Here is a 21,044-nt window from a genome sequence, read left to right as displayed (position 1 = left end):
GAATGTATTTGACCGCACACCCCAAGGGGATAAACTTATACATATGTATTCACCGATATATGGTCAGGTAACTCTACAGAGCGCCGGAGAATGCTCAATATAGCTTAACGAAGCGCTGAAATGCAGTTGGCGTGGGAATTGTGCGCATGCCTGTAAATTATACTCATGTTCTATCACATAAAGGAACTTCAATTCAACGCAAGGGATTCAAAACCTGATCCTGCATTTGCCACCTTGCTCCTTGAACAGTTTGGAGGCGCTAATGGTGAGCTTGCAGCCGCACTTCGTTATTTTGGACAGGCCTTCGGCGCAAAAAAAGCCTATCCGGATAAATACGACCTCCTCATGGACATCGCCACAGAAGAATTCAGTCACCTCGAAATAGTTGGCGCCACTATTCAGATGTTGCTTACAGGCATAAACGGAGATTTAAAAAACGCGGCAGAAAGTTCTGAAATCATGCAATTACTGAATGGTAAAGCAGCTAAGGAAGAAGTGATTCATCAGGGCATGATTGCGCCTCAATTCTTTGTAGGCTCCGGTGGCGGCCCCGCTTACACCAACAGTCAGGGCGTACCCTGGTCGGCAGCCTATATCAACGGGGATGTACAGGGCGATCTGACAAGTGAGCTGAGATCTAATGTAGGCGCTGAATCCCGCGCCAAACTCGTATACGAGTATCTGCTGCAATTCACTGATGATCCTTATATACACGAAACCTTAAAATTCCTGATGACCCGTGAAGTTGCCCACTTTCAGATGTTTGAAGCAGCGTTGGCTACTATCCAGCCAAATTTTCCTCCGGGCATTCTGCAAAGTGATGAACGTTACAGCAATCTATACTTCAATATGTCGAGCGGCAATGATTTCCGTGGCCCATGGAACCAGGGACCCAGCAGCCAGTTTGGCGAAACTTTCCAGTACATAGAAGATCCCATTCAGCATATCATGGATACCAATGGATTGCTGATGCAGGAAGCGCAAGGCACAGAACGAACGTCTGACCAGATTGAAAACCAGGATGATCAGTTAAGCGATCTGAGAAGTACGCAAGTTAACGCAGCTAACCCTGGTGGTGAACAACAATGGAATGACACTGAAGCTGAAGAAGCTGACCAGGCGCGCGTAATGGCAATGAATGTAATGCCTGTGCCGGGAGCCGATGCAAACATTACAGCGGAGGAAGCACAGGCTAATCGTTTTGATGACAACCAGAATAATAAAAACAAGTAGTAATCATATGCTGGCGGAAGAGGGAGAACATGAGATAGAGATCACTTATTTTACAGATCCCCTATGTTGCTGGAGTTATGGCATGCAGCCTCATCTGGATAGCCTGTATCAACGTTTTAAAAACAGGTCCACTATAAAGCTGGTAATGGGAGGGCTGCTGCCTTCCTGGAATAATTATGTAGACCAGGTAAATTCAGTCAGCCGTCCGGCGCAAATGGGCCCTGTATGGATGCATGCAGCCCGGTTAACAAATCGGCCTATCAAATACCTGATATGGGTGAATGATCCGCCATCCTCCTCCTATCCCGCCTGCATGGCAGTAAAGTGCGCGGAAATGCAATCAGGGGATTGTTCTCTCCTGCTATTTAAGAATTTACAGCAGGCAGTTATGCAGAACGGAAAGAACATCGCAAATACAGAACTGATCCTGGCCACTGCTGCAGACCTGAAAAAAGATTACCCATCGTTCAACCTTAATCAGTTCAGAGAGGATTTTTTGTCCGACCGGGGGAAAGTAAACTTTGAAGAAGATCTTATTGCAGTTACAAAATATGGAATAAAACGCTTTCCTACCCTCATGATCAAAACAAAAGGGAAAACGATATTAATTCCAGGCTATCGCACACTGGAAAGTTTAATGGAAACAATCCATACAGCTTTCGGAATTAGTGAAGTCAGGAAAAATCAAACTGAACAAAAATACCGGAGTCGCGGACTGTAAGCAAAATCACTTAATAATTATTAAATAAATTGAAAATGGCTACTACAAAAAAGAAACCCGGAGCTCAGCAAACCAAAAGCGCAAGTGGTGCGGCAAAAGGAAACTCACAATTGGAAAAATTCTTCCTTGATTCAGTGAAAGACATTTATTGGGCAGAAAAAGCGCTCACCAAGGCACTTCCCAAAATGCAGAAAGCTGCCACTACAGAGCAACTGCAGTCTGCAATAGGCACGCATATCGTAGAAACCCAGGAACAGGTCAGCCGGCTTGAGCAGGTATTTCAGGCCCTAGGTAAAAAACCACAGGCAAAGAAATGTGACGCCATGGATGGATTGATAAAAGAAGGTGAATCAATTGTAGAGGAAACGGAAGATGGTAGCATGACCAGGGACGTTGCCATCATTATGGCCTCTCAAAAAATAGAGCACTATGAAATCGCCACTTATGGTGGTCTGGTTCAACTGGCCCGCACCATGGGTAACGAAGAAATAGCAGGCATCCTTGAAACTACACTCGAAGAAGAAAAAGAAACTGATGAGATCCTCACCACTATTGCTGAAAGCGATATCAATTGGGAAGCAGAGCAGGAAGACAGCAGCGGCCAGGAGGAAGAAGAATAATTTTCAGCACCCATACCAAAGCAGCGCCGGTCAGCCGGCGCTTGCTTTTTTTAGCTCACTTTTAATTTCGTTTAAATGTACCCGGATTTAATATGTTTTAGTCACCTGAGATGGAATTTTGTTTATCAAAGACCACAACACCTGCTCAGCAGATTTGCGCGGCAGGGCCGGGTATATTTTATTGAAGATGCCTTCTTTGATGCCGAACCGGGTGAAAGCGGCTATAATATTACCAAAGATCCTGAGCTCAAACTCTGGATCATTCAGCCACATATAGAACCAGGATTACCGGATTCTGATCTTGCCGATACACAACGCCAACTCCTGGATGATTTTCTACAGGCACAGGCGATCAGTGAATTCATCTCCTGGTATTACACTCCAATGGCCATGACCTTCAGCCAGCACCTGCAGCCTGTTGTTACCATCTATGATTGCATGGATGAGCTATCAGCTTTCCTTTACGCTCCCATTGCACTGAAGGAACAGGAAAAAGCCCTGATGGTACAGGCAGACCTTGTATTCACCGGAGGACATAGTTTGTACGAAGCCAAAAAACATCTTCATAAGAATATCCATCCTTTTCCCAGCAGTATAGATCATGCACATTTCCGGAAGGCAAGAATGGCAATGAAAGAGCCAGCCGATCAGTTCTTCATTCCCCATCCCCGGATCGGGTTCTATGGAGTGATAGATGAGCGGTTTCATATTTCATTGATCAGGCGCCTGGCAGCATACCAGCGTAACTGGCATTTCATATTACTGGGACCAATAGTAAAGATCAATCAGGCTACACTTCCCCAGGCTCCAAACATACATTACCTGGGCAGTAAAGAGTATGCCGAGTTGCCGGAATACCTCAGCGGATGGGATATAGCCATGCTTCCATTTGCGCATAATGAAGCTACCAGGTTTATCAGCCCGACCAAAACGCCGGAATACCTGGCAGGTGGAAAGCCTGTTATTTCCACAGGCATCCAGGATGTTGTTCATCCATATGGAGACCTTGGATTAGTGCAGATTGCAAACACTACAGAAGAATTTATCGCCTGCGCAGAAACGTTGTTCCACCAAAAGGACCGCACCCGCTGGCTAACGGAAGTTGACCTTTTTCTTGCCGGCACTTCCTGGGACAAGACCTGGGAACAAATGACGGCATTGATCAACTCCTTGTTACAGCAAAAGAATACTAATACAGAAAAAATAAAAGTGAATGTTTGATTATTTAATTGTGGGAGCCGGCTTTGCCGGAGCGGTCATCGCAGAAAGACTGGCCTGTGCCGGTAAAAAAGTACTGGTAGTTGATAAGCGAAACCATATCGGTGGTAATACTTATGACTATTATGATACGGCTGGTATACTTGTACACAAATACGGGCCGCATATTTTTCATACCAATAGCAAGGAAGTATTCGATTACCTGGGTAAATTCACCGAATGGCGCCCCTATGAGCACCGGGTACTGGCCAGCGTGGATGGAATGTTGGTGCCCATCCCCATAAACCTGAATACACTAAATCAATTATATGGTCTTCACCTCAACACGAATGAGGTGGAAGCCTACCTGCAATCAAAAGCTGAAGAAATAACCACTATCAGAACATCTGAAGATGTTGTACTGAGCACAGTTGGCAAAGACCTCTATCAAAAATTCTTTCGTGGCTATACTAAAAAACAATGGGACCTGGATCCTTCGGAGCTGGACGCTTCAGTAACCGCCCGCATTCCCGTGCGGCACAACCGGGATAACCGGTACTTCACCGATACGTACCAGGCAATGCCTGCCCAGGGATATACAAAACTTTTCGAGCAACTGCTGAGTCATCCCAACATAAAGGTGATGACCAATACCGATTATAAAGAGATTGAAGACAGTATCGCCTTTAAAAAAATGATCTATACCGGGCCGGTGGATTATTATTTCGATTACTGTTATGGCAAGCTCCCATACCGGTCTATCGAATTCCAGTTCCATACCTTCGATATGGCTGTGTTCCAGCAAACTGGCACAATCAATTATCCGAATGAACATCCTTATACGCGTGTCACGGAATTCAAGTACCTCACAGGGCAGTCACATACAAAAACCTCAGTGGTGTATGAGTATCCAAAAGCAGAAGGAGATCCATATTATCCTGTACCGCGCCCTGAAAACGCAGAGCTGTATCGTAAATACCAGTTGCTGACCCGTGCCTTGCCGGATGTTTATTTCACAGGGCGGTTGGCAACCTATAAATACTACAATATGGACCAGGTAGTAGCCCAATCCCTCACGCTGTTCAAGAAGATAATGGCTCAGGAAGAAATTTCCGGAAATGCAGGGGACAGCTCGCTTCCGCTTCCCTCCTTTAACGGTAAGGGTAGTTAATGAGCCATTCAATATCCAACTATGGCAGGAAATAAATTCATGTTCACTACAGGCATTGAAAATAGTTATCCCACTATTGTACTACCGGATGGCACAGCCAAAAGAGTGGATGAAATGGAAAAAACCAACCACTATAAATTGTGGGAACTGGATTTTCAACTGGTAAAAGAAATGGGCATCGAGTTCCTGCGTTATGGCCCGCCATATTACAGCACCCATATAGGGCCAGGCATGTACAACTGGGATTTCAGCGATGCAACCTTTCAAAGACTAAAGCAGCTTGACATAACTCCTATAGTAGACCTTTGTCATTTTGGAGTGCCGGACTGGATGGGCAACTTTCAAAATCCTGAATTCCCTTATCTGTTTGCCGAATATGCCGAGTCATTTGCCAGGCGCTTCCCCGCCCTCCAGTTATATACGCCTGTCAACGAGATTTTTATCACAGCTATGTTTTCTGCACAATATGGCTGGTGGAATGAGCGGTTGCAATCCGATGCAGCTTTCGTAAATGCGCTGAAAAATATCTCTAAAGCCAATGTGCTGGCAATGCAGGCCATTTTGAGGATTCAACCGGAGGCCACTTTCATCCAGAGCGAGTCAGCCGAATACTTCCACGCCACGGATCCTGCAGCAGTGGCCCGCGCACGTTTTCTCAATCAGAAACGGTTTCTCTCATTGGATTTGACCTATGGCTATCCTTTGAATGTAACAATGTATGAATACCTGTTGGAAAACGGGATGACCAGGAAGGAATACCAATGGTTTACACAAAACCAGGTAAAGGCCAGATGTGTAATGGGTAATGATTATTATGTCACCAATGAACACCTTGTACACCCCGATGGCTCAACACAGGCCTCGGGAGAGATCTTTGGATATTATGTAATTACCAGCCAGTATTACAAACGGTATAAATTGCCGATCATGCATACAGAAACAAATATCCGGATGCCTGCCTGCAAGGAATGGCTGCTGAAGCAATGGGCCAATGTACACCGCCTGAAACATGATGGTGTACCCATTATCGGGTTTACCTGGTATAGCCTGCTCCACCAGGTAGATTGGGATTCTGCTTTACGTAACGATGACGGAAATATAAATGAATTGGGATTATACAACCTGAACCGGGAACAGATGCCGGTGGGTGCTGCTTATAAGCAACTGATCAGTAACTGGAAAGATATAATAACGGAAGAAAGCTACGGGCTTGTATTTCATAACTGGTAAGCAAAACTCACCTCACGAAAGATTCATTCTGAAGAATGATGGTAGCGGTAAAATATTTAAAAAGATCATGGGGAGTCATCCGTTTGTCTTTATCCGGAACGATAACATTCAATGGAGGCCGGGGCGCAATATCCGCAGGCTGCTTACTTTCCTCTTCATTATATATGGCTTCCACCCTTACATACGTCATGGCTTCAATTTATCATAAACTGTTAAAATCCGGTGCCAGCTTTTACACTATCTATTCTTGAATATGATCAATAATCCTTTTAAAAGTTTCTGGATGGCAGGTTATGAGTGTGCGGATCAGGTTAATGCATTTGGTTATCGCGTTGATCTGTTATCTGCAACAGGACATCTGTCCATGCTTGAATCAGACTACCGGGATCTGGCTGCATTCAGCATCCGCACGGTCAGGGAAGGCCTGCGCTGGAGCCAGGTAGAGCATCAGCCTTACCAATACAACTGGAATAATGTAACCTGTATGATCCGCCAGGGAAGAAGGCTTGGTATTCAGCAGGTATGGGATATCTGCCATTTCGGTTTCCCTGATGACCTCACTCCGTTACATCCTATGTTTGCCAGGCGTTTTGCAACATTTTGCCGTGCTTTTGTGTTGCACTACCGTTCTATTGAACCGGATGCTGTTTTGATTGTGACGCCTATCAATGAAGTAAGTTTTCTATCATGGCTTGGTGGTGATGTGCGGGGCACAGTACCCTTTTGTACAAGACAGGGGTGGGAAGTAAAATATGCACTGATGCGTGCCTGCATTGAAGCCGTGTACGCCATGCGGGAAGTTGACCCTGGTATACTGATACTCACCACCGAACCAATAGTGAATATAGTGGCTCCGGAGAACCCCACTGAAGAACAACTGGCAAATGCCGCCCTGATGAACCAACAGCAGTATCAGTCGATCGATATGCTGAGAGGAGAAAAATGCCCGGAGCTCGGTGGCAGTCCTCATCTGGCAGACATGCTTGGTTTCAATTATTATCACAACAATCAATGGGTTGCAGTTGAAGAAACGTTTCTTCCCTGGACAAATTACCCGCCTGATCCGCGCTGGCGCCCTTTAAGCAGTTTATTTGAAGACGCCTGGCAACGTTATCAGCTCCCGATGGTGTTAAGTGAAACAAGCCATCCGGGAATTGACCGTCCCGAGTGGATCCTATCTATCGGAGAACAGGTACAGACCATCCTGCGAAAGAGCATTCCACTTTGGGGCGTATGTATATATCCTGTAATTGACAGACCAGACTGGGACAATCTGAATAAATGGCACCATTCCGGTTTATGGGATCTAAAGCAAGATGGGAACAACCCACCAATCCGCCTTCTATATGAGCCGTATGCACAAGCCTTACGGAAAGTGCAGTCGGAAGTGATGCTGTAATCAAAGCGAAAGTAATACTGCCACATAATGACAGATAGCGCCTGCCAGAACAAACCCGTGCCATACGGCGTGTGTATACAGATATTTGTCCCACCGGTAAAAAACCACTCCAATAGTGAACAACCCACCTCCGATGCAAATCATTACCAGATACGCGCTGGAAAAGTAATTATTACGTATTACACTATACGAATTAATCATCTTACTGGAAGTATTTCATTTAAAACCTAATGCAATAATTAAGATGATTGATAACCGATAAAATTTCATTTTCATAAACTGGTTTATTTTTGGCCTCAACAATTGGTAAAAATCTCATTAAATAGTTCTTTCAAACTATCGTTCCCCACAATCAGGCCCGCAGCGCACTTGTATATATCAGTAGTCCGGCCCAACAAAAGCTGGCTGCAAGGATCCAGTCAGTGTGTCTCCCCAAAATTATTTTACCATTCCGGTTTTTAGGATTATTTTGTATGCATTCCCTTCTTATGCGAGCATAGTTCACTCAACTTTCAAATTGCTCACAACAGTCCAAAAATTTTTCCCTATTCTCTGAACGGTAGGTTTCATTCACCTAAAAAAATTGTCATGAACAGTTTGAAATGGACTGTAGGAATCTTTTTATGCTTAATCGTGAGCCAACCTTTATTATCACAATCACCTGGATTGATCGTACGGCCGCCCGCAGGCGGCACGATCACACCGCTGAATCCTGATGGCAACGCTTTTTCTTCCGCCTCGGGAACGGGCTTTACCACAAACGACATTGCCGAAAGCGAAATCCCATTCAAGGTAATTCCGGTTGCAATAGTGGAGTTGACAGGAGATATAGCAACAGGCCCTGTTGCAGGGTTTTCAGATATCGTAACATATCTGGATGGAAGTGGTGCTTATATTTATAAAGACGCCACCAATATATATTTCAGGATCCGCATCGGCAATATCGTATCCGGATCCAAAGGATACAGCTTTTTGATTGACACTGACGGGAAAATAGGCAACAGCGGCCCGGGAGCTGATCCTAATTTTATTGCTCCCGGCAACAATACTCCCGGAAATCCTGGCTTTGAATATGAAGTGGTATTGCAAACTAACACACAGGTTGCGGTTTACAATATCGATGGAGTTAGCTCGCCGCCTTCACCTGTAAGTTTCCCGTTGAATACAAACTCACAGATTTCAGTAGCCTTGTCAACTGATAATAATAACCCGGATTATTTTTACGACTGGTTTGTTCCTTTCACAGCTATTGGCAGCCCTTCTTCCGTACGGGTTGCCGTTACCACAATCACATCCCCCAATTCTGCGCTTCAGAGCACCAGATCCGACATCTACGGAGTGAACGATCAACTGCACAGCAGTGTAGCTGCGGCATGGCAAAAAGTTGTGGAGGCGCAGCCTTCCATTTCTCTTACCCCTTTTACTTCCGTAGGTGCAGACTGTACCAATCCTCCGGTGGTAAATTCACCCATCAGTTCCGGAGCTTCTGTTGCGGTAACAGGAACCTGGACCAGGCTGGATGCATCAAAGCCCGGTTCAGCCAACATAACACTTTTCAAAAACAATATTGCAGCAGGCTCTGCCGTGGTAACCAGCGGTGGCAGCTGGTCAATCAATACTACTGTCAATCCGGGAGATGTATTTTTCGCGAAAGCACAATCATCCGGAGAATCCCAATGCCTCTCTTCCCCCAGTGTGAAAGCTGCCTGTGCCAGTATCCCCACCGCGCCATCCATTACCTGTGCTTCCAGCAAGGGCATCACCGGAACTGTTCCCCTGGGTGCTACGGTGCATATTTATTTAGTTTCTGCTGCTAATGCTTCGCCTACCGCCACACAACTGACTACCGGGCTTGTTTACGCTAACAATGCATCAAACCGCACCTTTAATTATTACAGCACAAATCCTCAGTCAGGCAATGCCTGTCAGGGACAGAACAACCTTCTGGCAACAGGAACCTATATGTTTATTACAGATAACGGCGGTTGCTTATCTGCTCCTGCATTTATTTGCATCACAGGATCCAGCTCTTCCTCATGGGCGGCACTTGCCTCCAATTCCCTTAATCTTACCACTCCTGTGTATCCCTATCAGACAGTTATCAGTGGGACGGGGTCGGCTGCCGGACAAGTGCTCAGATTATTTATCAACGATGAATACTTTTCCACCATAACAGCTACCGGAACCAGTTTTAGCTTTAGTGGCCTCAGTCTGAGTGCCGGCAACAAGTTGCAGATCTTTGCACAGGCCTCCGGCAGTTGCACTACTGTCTCCAGTCCGTTCACGGTGAGTTGCTATACAGAGCCTCCGGTGATCACTACAGGTACAGGTGGCAACCTGCTCACTGGCGTTACTGCAGTAAACGGGGTTTCAGCCTATCCTGGGGCCTCCGTTCAATTATACAAAGGGATTTCTCCTTCAGGAACAGCTACAGGCGCCGCAGTTACAGTTAATACCAATGGAGGTTGGAGCGTGACGGTTCCGGCCCTTACCGCCAATGACACCTATTATGCACGGCAGACCGCTAATGGATGCACCAGTCCTTCTTCGGCTTCCGTCACCGTATTATCCCCCGCAATCTGCCCACTCATTACAGGTGGTTACACTGATGCCAGCACAGTGGTAAATGGCACCCTGCCTGCTGCTTTTACAGGAACGATCCGTTTGTACCTTGATGGAAACCTGATCGGCTCACAATCTGTAACGTCGGCCACTTCGTGGAATATTTCCGTACCAGCAAACACATTGTATTATAACGGGTCTCTGAGTGCAACAGCACAGGCAGCGGGAACGGCACAAAGCACCGGTTGTACTTCCACCATTATAGGCTGCGCATCACCTGCAACGCCAACAATATCACCATCATCAACAACCATACTGGCAGGTCAATCCGTTACCTATAATGTAAGTAATGTTGCTTCCAACACCTGGTATGCATTGTCTGACAATAACGGAACTACTTATGGCACTTCACAATACAGGACCACTACGGGAAATTTCAGTTTGCAGAGCAGTGCATTCAATACACCTGGGACCTACCCTTTAAAAATCAGTGCGGATGCACTTACAGGCTGTCCTGCAAGTTTCACATTGGCCAATGTTACTGTGAATGCCATTACAGTTCCGGTAAGGTTCATTAGCGTAGGTGGTGAAAAAAGGAATAATGATATTCTGATCAGGTGGGAAGTTGCAGACGAATGGAATGTGAAGGAATATATTATAGAAAGGAGCTATAACGGAAAAGACTTTGTGCCTGCAGGAAAAGCAGCTTTCAATGATAATCCAGGGTCAGTTAATAAATACAGTTTCACTGATACTGATGCAGACCGTTCCCGCAGCCTCTTTTACAGGATCAAACAGGTTGACCTTGACCTGGCTCCTCATTACAGTTCCATCATTCATTTATCCGGCTCATCTGAAAACAATATGCAGATTTACCCTAATCCTGTTGCCAGTACGCTCATTGTATCTCTGAATGCAGCAGAAACGGGAAGCATTCAAATGCTGCTCTATACTGTCAATGGAAATTTATTGCTTTCTGAAAAGAGGACGATATACCGCGGCGCGAATTCGTTCTCCATTCCTGTCAATAATGTGATGCCAGGCCAATACATTATGAGTATCCGCGCCGGTAAAGTAATTATCAGCAGCAAAATCGTTAAACAATAAAAAGAAGCAATTAAACAGACAGGAGTTCAGTTGAAATACTTCAAAGCGGACTTATAAATAAAAAGGGGAATTCATGGCGAATTCCCCTTTTATCAGAAAACTTGTCTGCCAGCGAACGTCTGCCCAGACCCAAAACCAACACAACGGTTCACTGACACTTATAAGAGCTTATTTTTTGTTTTTATTCAACAACTCGATTTGCATCTGCTGTTGTTCCAGCTTCTTATTTTGTTCAATGATGTACAGGGTCAGCTCCTCGATCTTTTTTAACAGCACAGCCTGTATCTCTGCTACATCTGTTCCGTTTTTTTGCACCTCTGTTGTTGTAGGAACACCTGGTAAGTGTTTATTGAGTTTAATATATGCTTCCAGTTCCTTAAGGGATGGCAACTTATAATCATTATTGAAAACATAATCCGCCCAACCAGTCTGTGTAATTTTCAGTTTTTTCGCATATACGGCTCCGTTTACAGCCAGTTTAGCTTCAGCAGCAGGCTTTGTAGCAATACCGATGCCTACATAACCATCTCCCAGTATTGTCATCCTTTCCTGGTTATTTGTCTTGAACACCAATCTTTTGTTATCTGTTGTGCCCAGGAAAACTGAATCAGGATTTGTACCGGGATTACCCAGGAGTGACCAGCGTGTGGAAGGATTTACCGTTACACTGATTGCCGTTGAAACCTCGCTTGCATTCAAATTATCAATTGCCTTTGCTGTGATACTATAGGTTCCAGCCTGTACATTCGACCATACCACAGTATAAGGGGCTGTTGTTGCCTCCCCGATCTTTTCTGTTCCCTGAAAGAATTCCACTTTGGAAACAGACCCATCCGAATCGGCGGCAGTTGCAGTTAATTTGATATTTGCGCCTGCAAAATAACTGGCATTATTAGATGGAGAAGTCAAACTCACTGAGGGTTTTGTATTACCGGCAAGAGAATTATAAATCTCCAATTCAGACATTTCAATACTTGCCCAATTGTTTACACGCTCCGTGATTAGAATCCGCACATACCTTCCGGTACCTGTAACTGCAAAAGAGTCAATGCTGAGATTATTATTCGTCCTGGTAAATATATCTGTCCAGTTTGAGGCATCTGTAGATACCTGCGCTTTGTAATTCTTGCCCCGTCCGTCTGCCTGCCAGATGATCTTTATCTTACAAACGGTAAACGATTGTCCGAGGTCTACGTAAATATAATTATTATCACCTGGCGCAAACCATCCGGACGAAATATTGCCATCTACAGCATCAGCACCTACATGGTACATTTGCTCCGCAGAAACAGTTACAGGTTTGCCTAATGCAATGTTGGTAGTGCCGCATGTCTGGGATTTTACCAGGTCTGGAATGCACAGAATGAAAGTACCAAGAATAAGAATTCGTAAGAAATGTAATTTGGAATAAAGCATAATAAGAATAGGGGGTTAAACATAAATCAGGAGAAATGTATATGACTGAACTTCAGAGCGGTGAATTAAATTTATAACTTACCTTCTTAAGGATATTTTTATTTTCGTCCAGGATCAAACTCAATCTGCCAAAAGAATCATATTCGTAATAAGTGGGTTTACTGTTCACATCGGAAATACTGGTAGCACCTATCAATGGTTCATATGTGTAAGTAGACATAGTTGCGTTAGCCGGATGCAATCGAATATCATCGAACCACACTGCTCCACCTCCATTATTGTCAATCCTGATATTCAACAAGGAAATGTTAGCGGGCACTACTATTTCTTTCTGAACATATGTCCATTTTCCCGTGGTTTGTATTGGAATATTATCTACCAGCGTATAATAACCTGCTTCACCCGCAGACTTCATAAGTAGCCATATCTCAGCCGTTGGCCCTTCGCTATAAACCCAACCAGAATACCTGTATTTCCGTTCATTTGCAGAGGGATCGGATAACCAAATGTTTGCATGCGAAGAAATTTTTGTTCCTGACGAATTTATGATTTTCATGGAAACCCGGCCAGTGTGGGATTTTGTTTGATCATAGCTGATACCGGCTGCTATCCCCCAACCGGTTTTCTCTTCCATATTACTGAAAAAGACCTGGCTCTCTGCAGCATTCAGAATTTCCGCAACAGGATACAGGTTTTCAGCCGACCATTTATACGACCGCAAATAATCATGTTGCTTATGCATTTGCAAAATTTTCCCACTGGAATTGTATTTATCGAAAAGGAGTTCTGTCTTATATCGATTGTCAATTACTACTGCGCCAGATTGCACAGAGGCCCCGGTAAAATCTGTGATTGTACCAACCTTATTAAAATTATGTATAGCCTTCAGGTACGGGTTGTCATTATAGAAAGATTTGAAAGTGGAAGAGAGCAGTCGCTTGTTTGTTCCATTAACGGCCTGCTTGAATATGCTATGTTCAACCACTTCGTCAAGCGCATTCATCAGAAGCAGATTTTTAACTCCCTTTGAAATTGGATCAGTACCTGTTAAGGCAGGAAAGTCGCCCGGATACTTCGATTCCTCTACAACAACTTCGCCATTCTGTTCAAGCTTAGTGAGCGAACGCAATTGGTATTGCGCATTGTATTCATACTTTTCCACATTCTTTAATCTTCCTTGCGGAGTATAATCGAAAGAATGCTTTTCTTTTAACAATCTTAGCCCTGTGGAAATTCCATAGGTACCATATTTAAACCAGGAATTTACAGCATCATAATAAGCCATTGGCGAATTTGGATCATTTATATAGCCCCCATTATCTTGATCCGAAGCATAATTCTGCACCTTTAATCCTTGAAATCCCAGGGTGGGCGCCATCAAATATTCCAGGCTATCTTTTTTTATTAATGTATAGGTCCCATTTTCGTAGGAAAAAGTCATTTGCTCTCTTAAACAAGGTTTATTCCATGGTGAAAAACTGTAAACGTAACCAACTGATCCTGAAACATTCAACCCTGTTTCAAGCACTTCATCCGGCGTATCGTATTTGTAAATTATCTTTCCAGACTTAAGGCCCATAGCAGTAGAGGAGAAATATTCTGTTACGCTGGGATATCTGATATTTCCACTTGCCAAAGAAATAAAACTTGTAACATCTCCCTGAGGATAGAGCGAATATACATACTCGTTAGCTAATACTAAAGGAGTCCAGTTGTCTATAAGACCGCAGGCAGATCCCAAAATCCTGTAAACTAATTTTGCATTCACATCTTTATAATTCCAAAAACCAAGCCCACCGAACACAATAGGACTACCTAACCCATTTTCGTTTTCTCCGTAAGCATAATCTCTGATAAGGGAGTTTCCGGCAACCGGGTCTTTTTTGACAATCTGTTTAATTCTTAAACCGCCACCTTCGGTTTGCACACTCAACCGGTTTATATATTTATTTGATTCATAAAAATATTCGGTAGTGCCGCCAGTAGGATAAGTTATTTTTTGAAGAGAATAACAGTCCTGGAAATCAAAGCCATCTCTTGTATTAAATACTCCATCAGTCATTACCACCCTTAACAAGGCCAGGTTCACAGCTGGCCATCCGGCACATGGACTACTCCGGAAATACAATTGATCATCCCAGAACTCCTGATGGTAATTATTGCCGGGTATGCCTCCTTTGCAATAACCCCAACTGTCTGTGATCAACTGATTTGGATTCTGTGATTTATTTCGATAGTTAAAAGCATAAACCTGTGGTTCTTCCTGCAAAGAGCTTCCATAAATCCTTATTGAATCCAGAAACCTGAAATTCCCACCTGCACTGTAAAAGAAACTTATGTATTTTATCACATTTCCTGCTGCCGTCCTCACCTTAATCGTATCTATCAGCTCAGCCGTTCCAGGCCGGCGAATGAATTCAACTTTTTCATATTTTGTCACAATGCTTGAAGTAAAAAAAGTAGAATAGGGCGAACCCTCAGAATTAGGACTCGAGAAAGAATGGTAATCAGTCTCAGACAGTCTCGCAGCTTCCTTTGCAACAAACAAATTATTTTCTCCCTGAAATGATCCAACTAAAGTGGTATAATAATTAAACCTGATTTCATCCCCTCCTCTCGAAGTCCTGATCTTCATTAATGGCCATGCAGTAGGCGCTTTGTAACCAGTGCCCGGTCCTGCAGAATTTTCAAAGACCCTCGAATTGGAAGCGAAATCCCGCCCATAATCAAATATATTCCCATTAGGATCTACAGAGGAAACAGATAAAATACCGCTATCTGGTGTGTTAATATAGGAGAACTTTGAGAGCGAGAATTCTAATGGTTTAATGACTTTATTCGCTCTGTCTCCTATGATAAATAAACCACTCGCCGTTGGGCTTCCATAAGAAAAAATATCATATTCTCCGTCTAAATATGTATCAGAATAGGGCATCTGTCCGCCGCCGCCCGGCCCGATAAATTGTGCCAGGTAATGATCCCTGACATAAGCCGGCTGACCCAGTGAATCATAATCTGACGGCATCGTATAATGTTCGTCAGGGCGGCCAAAAATGGTCCTGGAAATCCGGTAATTAGAATTGAGATTCCACCCAACGCCTACTTCTCCCGAAGTCTGTTTTAACTTTATCCCCGAAGCGTGGTAAGATAGATTCAAAGGAATCTCCATTCCGTTTACCTTAATCACATGAATCGGAATTGAAATGTCAGGCAATCCATTTACCGGAGACATTTTAAATTCATCGAACTTCTTAAATTCTTCAGAGATGGGCGAAGGAGGTAGTAAGTTAGGTAAAGCGTTTTGCGGATAACCCGCCACACAAATGAGAAAAGATATCAATGTCAGGCTGAGCGTTTCCTTCAACATTTTAAACATCGCAGTGAATTGTTTAGGCTTAAGGGTTTATAAACCAAACTGATTGACAGCCGGTTATAACGAAACCTAAATTAAAGACATTGTATTGAGATAGACGGGGAAGTTTCTTAAAATCTTTTCATCAATAAATAAGATTAAGTATAAGCCCTTATAGCTGCTAATGCATTTTATTTAATTATTGTATTATTTTCACCTCGGTGATGCGATCCGGTTAGTAAATTGATTTATGATAAACATCGGGCCTTCAGCTCCTTTATTCAACAGAATTTCTTCAACCCGGTTTTGATGGTACCGATAGTTCCTGCCTGCGGGTGAAGGAGCACTGCAAAAACGTCCAGGGCTGACCTTTGGTCAGCCCTGGACAAGTCAGAATCTACCCGGTTATAATTCACTGTAAAGTGTACCCGCCACTGCTTTCAACAATGGTGCACTGATCCTTTCCTTAAAATCAGGATTGATGTATTCAAATTTGATCACTCCCTGTTTGTTGACAAGGAACACAGAAGGTACCGGGAGAAGACTTTCTGTATCCTTTCCACCGGTAGATTTCACCAACAGGTCATTATACCGCTCCGGCGCCTTGAATGCCAGACCGAATTGTTTGGTCACATTCAGGTCCGCATCTGACAACAGGGTGTATCCAAGCTCAGATTTTTTGATGGAGCTGCGGAGATTTTCCGGACTGTCTGTACTGATGGCAATGATCTGATAGCCTAAGGACGACAGGTACGGTTGCAGTTCCTGTAACGCCGCCAGTTGCCTGTTACAGAAAGGACACCATCCGCCACGATAGAAAACCAGTATCGTGGGTTTGACCATTACAACTTTGGAAAGCTCTACCATTTTGCCATCAGGATCAACCAGGCTCACCATGGGAATCTTCTCCCCTATCAGCAAAGGACTGATATCTTCCGGCTTCGATGGCGCAGCACCTGTATGATCCATTTGGGTATTCATCGTCTGTGCTGATGCCGGACGCTGCAGCACAACAAACATCAACATCATCAACAGCGCGGGCAGCACATTTACATTATAATTTTTACGAATCGTATGTTTCAGTAACATGATCTATTGAGTTTAATTTGATCTGAATTTTTATGTAAACTAAGCATTTATTGAAGACTCACTTTTATAATGGATGGCAGGGTGGTAAACATATTGGGATTGGGCACAGCCTGTACAGGTTTGCTTTCCTGCAATGGAGTGCCGGTAAGATTGAACTGGGTAATGCCTGCGCCGGGATACTGGTCCACCGCTGTTCCATTATCATATAATCCGATCGACGAAGAGAGATCGCCTTTGGCAGTTGCATCCAGCCCATTACCGGAGGTTGCAAAGAACCAATCGTTTGAAAAGCCATACATGGTAGCTATCGCGATCCTGTCACCTTTCATAACTGACAATTGACGTGACACCTTGCCCCCGGCCATTCCATTGATCATGGGCAACAGCACTGTTGACGTTGGTTCTTTCAGAACATACACTTCTTTCACCCCTGCTTTTGTTTTGAGCATCGCTGCCAGCACATCCGCATTGCCTTTCTGGGCAAGCTCCTTCAAGCCTTCTCCCCTGTCTTTCTCCCCTTCCCTGAATAACGGATTGTCTTTCCCATTGTACACTACCACCAATACCGGAGACAAAGGTGTGAATATGCCTGTATTCATACTCAGGAAATTGCTCAATACGGTATTATCCCCTGCTTCTGCAATATTGGTCAGGCCATTGGCCGAAGGTTTACCAGCAGTAAACAGCGGCTCCGGGAACAAGAGGTTGTCGCCCGCAATGTAGGAGATGGCCCATACGCCAGGGCTGAAAGGCGTTTCATTGGCCGTACCTCCGGAATTGTTCATGATGGTGACCGTGAATTTTGAATTTCCATCATAAGACAATGACAGTTTCATCAGTTTGGAAGCCTGGAGATAATTATTCCCATAATCATCCATCCCGTTCACTTCCTTTATATTCCGGGGCGTGGCTTCAGCAGTGCCAGGATGCATCACCGCTGCGCCGGGGGCCTGATTCACACGGGTTCCATTATCCCAGAGCCTGATATTGTCGGATACATCTCCGGTAACAGGCGTGCCATCTTCCTGGTATAAAGCAATACCGGGATTGGCCGGAGCAAAGAACAGATCATTGCTCCAACCATACATGGTGGCAAAGGTCAGGCGTTGTTTTTTGGCTGCATAAAAGGAAAATGAAACTGATTGACCTGGAAAAATCACGGGTGGCATACCAGCGCCTTTGAAAGTACCCGATTCTACCAGGGGACGGCTGTTCAGTACATTTTCAATTGTGATGGTGGATTGCTGTACCATCATTGAATCATCATCCTTATGGCAGGCTGCCAGTGAGAGGAAAGCAGGAACCATTGCCAGGATCTTAAACATATTGTTATTCATTTTGCTGGGTTTTAATCCATCAAAGGACGTACTAGCATATCCCAAAGCCGTTGCAGAATTATAACAAAAGTATCACAGCCACTTTCTGCACTGATTTTTTATCCATTTTTGTAGTACTCAAGGCCCATCATCATGCAAAAAGTACTGATCATCGAAGATGACCCGGATATCGTTGAACTGCTGAGCATCCACCTGCTGGACCTCGGCTGCACGCTTATTACGGCATCAAATGGATCCGATGGACTGACCTCCTTCTCCGGATCATCTTTTGACCTGGTGATCCTGGACATTATGCTGCCGGGCATCAGTGGTATGGAAGTATGCAGAAAGATCAGGCAGACGGATCTCCGGACCCCCATTCTCATGCTCACCGCCAGGTCCGAAGAAATTGACAAAGTGCTGGGCCTGGAGATCGGCGCCGATGACTACCTGACCAAACCATTCGGGATCCGGGAATTCATCGCACGCGTAAAAGTGATCTTCAGAAGGAATGAAGACAGGAAATCAGAAACACAAACATCAGGTGTAAGTACAAAGTACAATTATGCCGGTCTTGAAATAGATCTTGAAAAAAGAAAAGTAACCCTGAACAACAGCCGGATAGATCTCTCACCCCGCGAGTTTGAACTGCTTGCCCTGCTGGCATCCAGTCCTGGCACCAGCTATAGCAGGAAGAGATTGCTCAACCTGGTATGGGGATATGATTTTGAAGGATATGAACATACAGTGAACAGTCATATCAACCGCCTTCGCGGGAAGATAGAAACCGATGTGGCCAACCCGAAATTTATACTGACCACCTGGGGCATAGGCTACAGGTTCAATGAAGAATTATGACAAGTACACGCAAAAAGATGCAGGGCAATATGCTGTTCTGGAAGATAGCAGCCATCTTCACTACGGTGCTTATAGTACTGGGTATTGGTTTCGCGATGGTAGTTCCGCAACTTTCAAAATCCTATTATACGGCGGCGCATCAGGAATTGTATGGAGATATCGCCAAACACCTCGCATCTTTTACACAACCTATCAGGAACGGGAAACCGGATACCAGTGTTACCCACGATATCATTCACTCCACCATGGTGGCCAACCCCAGCGTGGAAGTGTACCTGCTTGATACCTCCGGTAATATCACCGATTTTGTTGTTCCGGATACTACGGTACAGTTACGTAAGGTGAATATTGAAAATGTAAAGAACTGGCTGGCCGTAAAAGCAGGAGAACGGCCCATGGGCGATAATCCCAAACTACCGGGTGAGCCCAGCATATTTTCTGCTGCCCCCATTTATGAAAACGGATCACTCGCGGGATATATGTATACAGTGCTGGCCAGTGAAAAACAAAGAGAGATCCTGAGCACACTGAATACCCATTTGTATTCCCGCCTCCTCCTGTATATCCTCCTTGTTGCCCTTGCGGTGGCCGCCATTGTAGGGATACTCACCTATTTCCTTATCACCACCAGTATCCGGAAAGTAGCCGGAGTAGTGAAACGTTTCAAAGAAGGCGATTACAGCGCACGTATCGAAGAACAGGGCAAGGGTAACCTCGGCATGCTCTCCGCCACTTTCAATGAAATGGCAGATGTGATAGTGGACAATTTTGATAAGATCATGGCCACTGATAAATTCCGGCAGGAACTCATCGCCAATGTATCCCATGACCTGCGAACGCCGCTCTCCATCATGCAGGGCTATGTAGAAACCCTGATGATGAAAAGGGATGAGCTGCAATACCAGGACCGGAACAAGTACCTGCAGATCATACACGACAACTCAGCAAAACTTTCCCGCCTGGTGGAAGAACTTTTCCAGCACGCCAAACTGGAAGCCAACCTGGTAATGCCACAAAAAGAACCCTTCCTGATCAATGAGCTGGTGTCAGACATCCTGGTGTCTTATCAATTGAAGGCCAAACAAAGGAATATCCATTTGCAGCTGGATGCGCCCGGCAACCTGCCATCCGTATTTGCAGACCTGGCGCTCACAGAAAGGGTATTTCAGAATTTGCTTGACAATGCTTTTACATTTACTCCGGATGGAGGTTCCATTATCGTTAAACTTTCGGTAGAACATGCCGGCATCAGGGTACAGGTGATCGACACAGGGAAAGGGATCGCCCCGGAGGACCAGCCCTATGTTTTTGAGCGCTATAAACAAATTGATAATATGGCAGCCACTTCAAAAGGCATGGGGATCGGGCTGGCGATCGTCAAAAAGATCCTGGAACTTCATCAGATCAGGATCGAAGTGAACAGTAATCTTGGCAGAGGAACAGCTTTCTATTTTGTGATGCCGGTGACCATCAGACCAGTTTGATCCTGGCGTATCACCTCATTTTCACCCGATCTGCTTCAACTGCTTCCGCAGATCCGCTGCCAGATCATCCTCAATACCCGGCAATAACTTTTCTGTTTTGCTGACATACTGTTGCATTGTCTTTTCCAGGAAAGGAGCCAGGTAACTGTTTTTTTTCTTCTCACTGATCATCCTTGCCATGTGCAGGTACAATTCAGCAGTTGCGGATTTATTTCCAATATACTTTACAGGCTTGTTTATTTTCCGCTGTATCTTCCTGAAATGCTTTTTATACTGGTATCCGGGCAGG

At 44.6% G+C, this 21,044-nt stretch carries 16 protein-coding genes; 10 read left to right on the top strand and 6 right to left on the bottom strand.

What is annotated here, in order from left to right; all coding sequences use genetic code 11:
- Positions 1-165: 165 nt before the first annotated feature.
- The 6 genes from ACTHMC_RS05955 to ACTHMC_RS05930 all read left to right on the top strand — a co-directional run bounded on the left by ACTHMC_RS05955 (position 166) and on the right by ACTHMC_RS05930 (position 6,172).
- Complete coding sequence (locus ACTHMC_RS05955; protein WP_440411708.1) at positions 166-1,233, top strand: manganese catalase family protein; 1,068 nt, start codon at positions 166-168, stop codon at positions 1,231-1,233.
- On the top strand, positions 1,205-1,954 hold the full coding sequence (locus ACTHMC_RS05950) for a DsbA family protein (protein WP_440411706.1): 750 nt from the start codon (positions 1,205-1,207) through the stop codon (positions 1,952-1,954). Before ACTHMC_RS05955 ends, ACTHMC_RS05950 begins: the two co-directional genes overlap by 29 nt.
- A 35-nt stretch (positions 1,955-1,989) precedes the next feature.
- Entirely contained in the window at positions 1,990-2,574 is a 585-nt protein-coding gene (locus tag ACTHMC_RS05945) for a YciE/YciF ferroxidase family protein (protein WP_440411704.1), read from the top strand.
- Between the two features lie 75 nt (positions 2,575-2,649).
- On the top strand, positions 2,650-3,795 hold the full coding sequence (locus ACTHMC_RS05940) for a glycosyltransferase family 1 protein (protein WP_440411702.1): 1,146 nt from the start codon (positions 2,650-2,652) through the stop codon (positions 3,793-3,795).
- Positions 3,788-4,942 carry a UDP-galactopyranose mutase gene (glf, locus tag ACTHMC_RS05935; RefSeq protein WP_440411700.1) on the top strand — a complete coding sequence of 385 codons (1,155 nt, stop codon included), beginning with the start codon at positions 3,788-3,790 and terminating at the stop codon, positions 4,940-4,942. Before ACTHMC_RS05940 ends, glf begins: the two co-directional genes overlap by 8 nt.
- Positions 4,943-4,963: 21 nt before the next feature.
- Entirely contained in the window at positions 4,964-6,172 is a 1,209-nt protein-coding gene (locus ACTHMC_RS05930; RefSeq protein ID WP_440411698.1) for a family 1 glycosylhydrolase, read from the top strand.
- Positions 6,173-6,179: 7 nt separating this feature from the next.
- On the opposite strand, the gene ACTHMC_RS05925 is transcribed toward ACTHMC_RS05930, so the two are convergent.
- Entirely contained in the window at positions 6,180-6,362 is a 183-nt protein-coding gene (locus tag ACTHMC_RS05925; RefSeq protein WP_440411696.1) for a hypothetical protein, read from the bottom strand.
- A gap of 63 nt (positions 6,363-6,425) precedes the next feature.
- Between ACTHMC_RS05925 and ACTHMC_RS05920 the strand changes: the two genes are divergently transcribed.
- Both ACTHMC_RS05920 and ACTHMC_RS05915 read left to right on the top strand, forming a co-directional pair.
- Positions 6,426-7,571 (top strand): amine oxidase, encoded by a 1,146-nt coding sequence (locus ACTHMC_RS05920; protein WP_440411695.1) that lies wholly within the window; start codon positions 6,426-6,428, stop codon positions 7,569-7,571.
- Between the two features lie 666 nt (positions 7,572-8,237).
- Positions 8,238-11,240 (top strand): T9SS type A sorting domain-containing protein, encoded by a 3,003-nt coding sequence (locus tag ACTHMC_RS05915; RefSeq protein WP_440411693.1) that lies wholly within the window; start codon positions 8,238-8,240, stop codon positions 11,238-11,240.
- A 168-nt stretch (positions 11,241-11,408) separates the two neighbouring features.
- Here the strand turns inward: ACTHMC_RS05915 and ACTHMC_RS05910 are convergent, their stop codons facing one another.
- The 4 genes from ACTHMC_RS05910 to ACTHMC_RS05895 form a co-directional block, all read right to left on the bottom strand.
- A complete protein-coding gene (locus ACTHMC_RS05910; RefSeq protein WP_440411691.1) occupies positions 11,409-12,656 on the bottom strand; it encodes an Ig-like domain-containing protein in 1,248 nt (415 codons plus the stop codon).
- A gap of 52 nt (positions 12,657-12,708) precedes the next feature.
- Positions 12,709-16,023, bottom strand: a complete 3,315-nt coding sequence (locus tag ACTHMC_RS05905) for a hypothetical protein (protein WP_440411689.1) — start codon at positions 16,021-16,023, stop codon at positions 12,709-12,711.
- Positions 16,024-16,413: 390 nt separating this feature from the next.
- Positions 16,414-17,097, bottom strand: coding sequence for a peroxiredoxin family protein (locus ACTHMC_RS05900; protein ID WP_440411687.1), 684 nt, complete (start codon positions 17,095-17,097; stop codon positions 16,414-16,416).
- Positions 17,098-17,144: 47 nt separating this feature from the next.
- Complete coding sequence (locus ACTHMC_RS05895) at positions 17,145-18,434, bottom strand: spondin domain-containing protein (protein WP_440411685.1); 1,290 nt, start codon at positions 18,432-18,434, stop codon at positions 17,145-17,147.
- A gap of 132 nt (positions 18,435-18,566) precedes the next feature.
- On the opposite strand from ACTHMC_RS05895, the gene ACTHMC_RS05890 reads away from it, so the two are divergent.
- Positions 18,567-19,271: a response regulator transcription factor gene (locus ACTHMC_RS05890; protein ID WP_440411683.1), complete on the top strand. Its 705-nt coding sequence runs from the start codon at positions 18,567-18,569 to the stop codon at positions 19,269-19,271.
- Positions 19,268-20,755, top strand: a complete 1,488-nt coding sequence (locus ACTHMC_RS05885; RefSeq protein WP_440411681.1) for an ATP-binding protein — start codon at positions 19,268-19,270, stop codon at positions 20,753-20,755. The genes ACTHMC_RS05890 and ACTHMC_RS05885 overlap by 4 nt, the downstream gene beginning before the upstream one ends.
- Before the next feature lie 21 nt (positions 20,756-20,776).
- Here the strand turns inward: ACTHMC_RS05885 and ACTHMC_RS05880 are convergent.
- Positions 20,777-21,044, bottom strand: a 268-nt coding sequence (locus ACTHMC_RS05880) for a hypothetical protein (protein ID WP_440411679.1), incomplete at its 5' end; no start/stop codon positions are given.

The organism is Pseudobacter sp. (assembly GCF_051955275.1).
Classification (GTDB): domain Bacteria; phylum Bacteroidota; class Bacteroidia; order Chitinophagales; family Chitinophagaceae; genus Pseudobacter.
The sequence above is the reverse complement of the archived record's forward strand: the minus strand, read 5'-3'. Positions and strand labels throughout refer to the sequence as shown.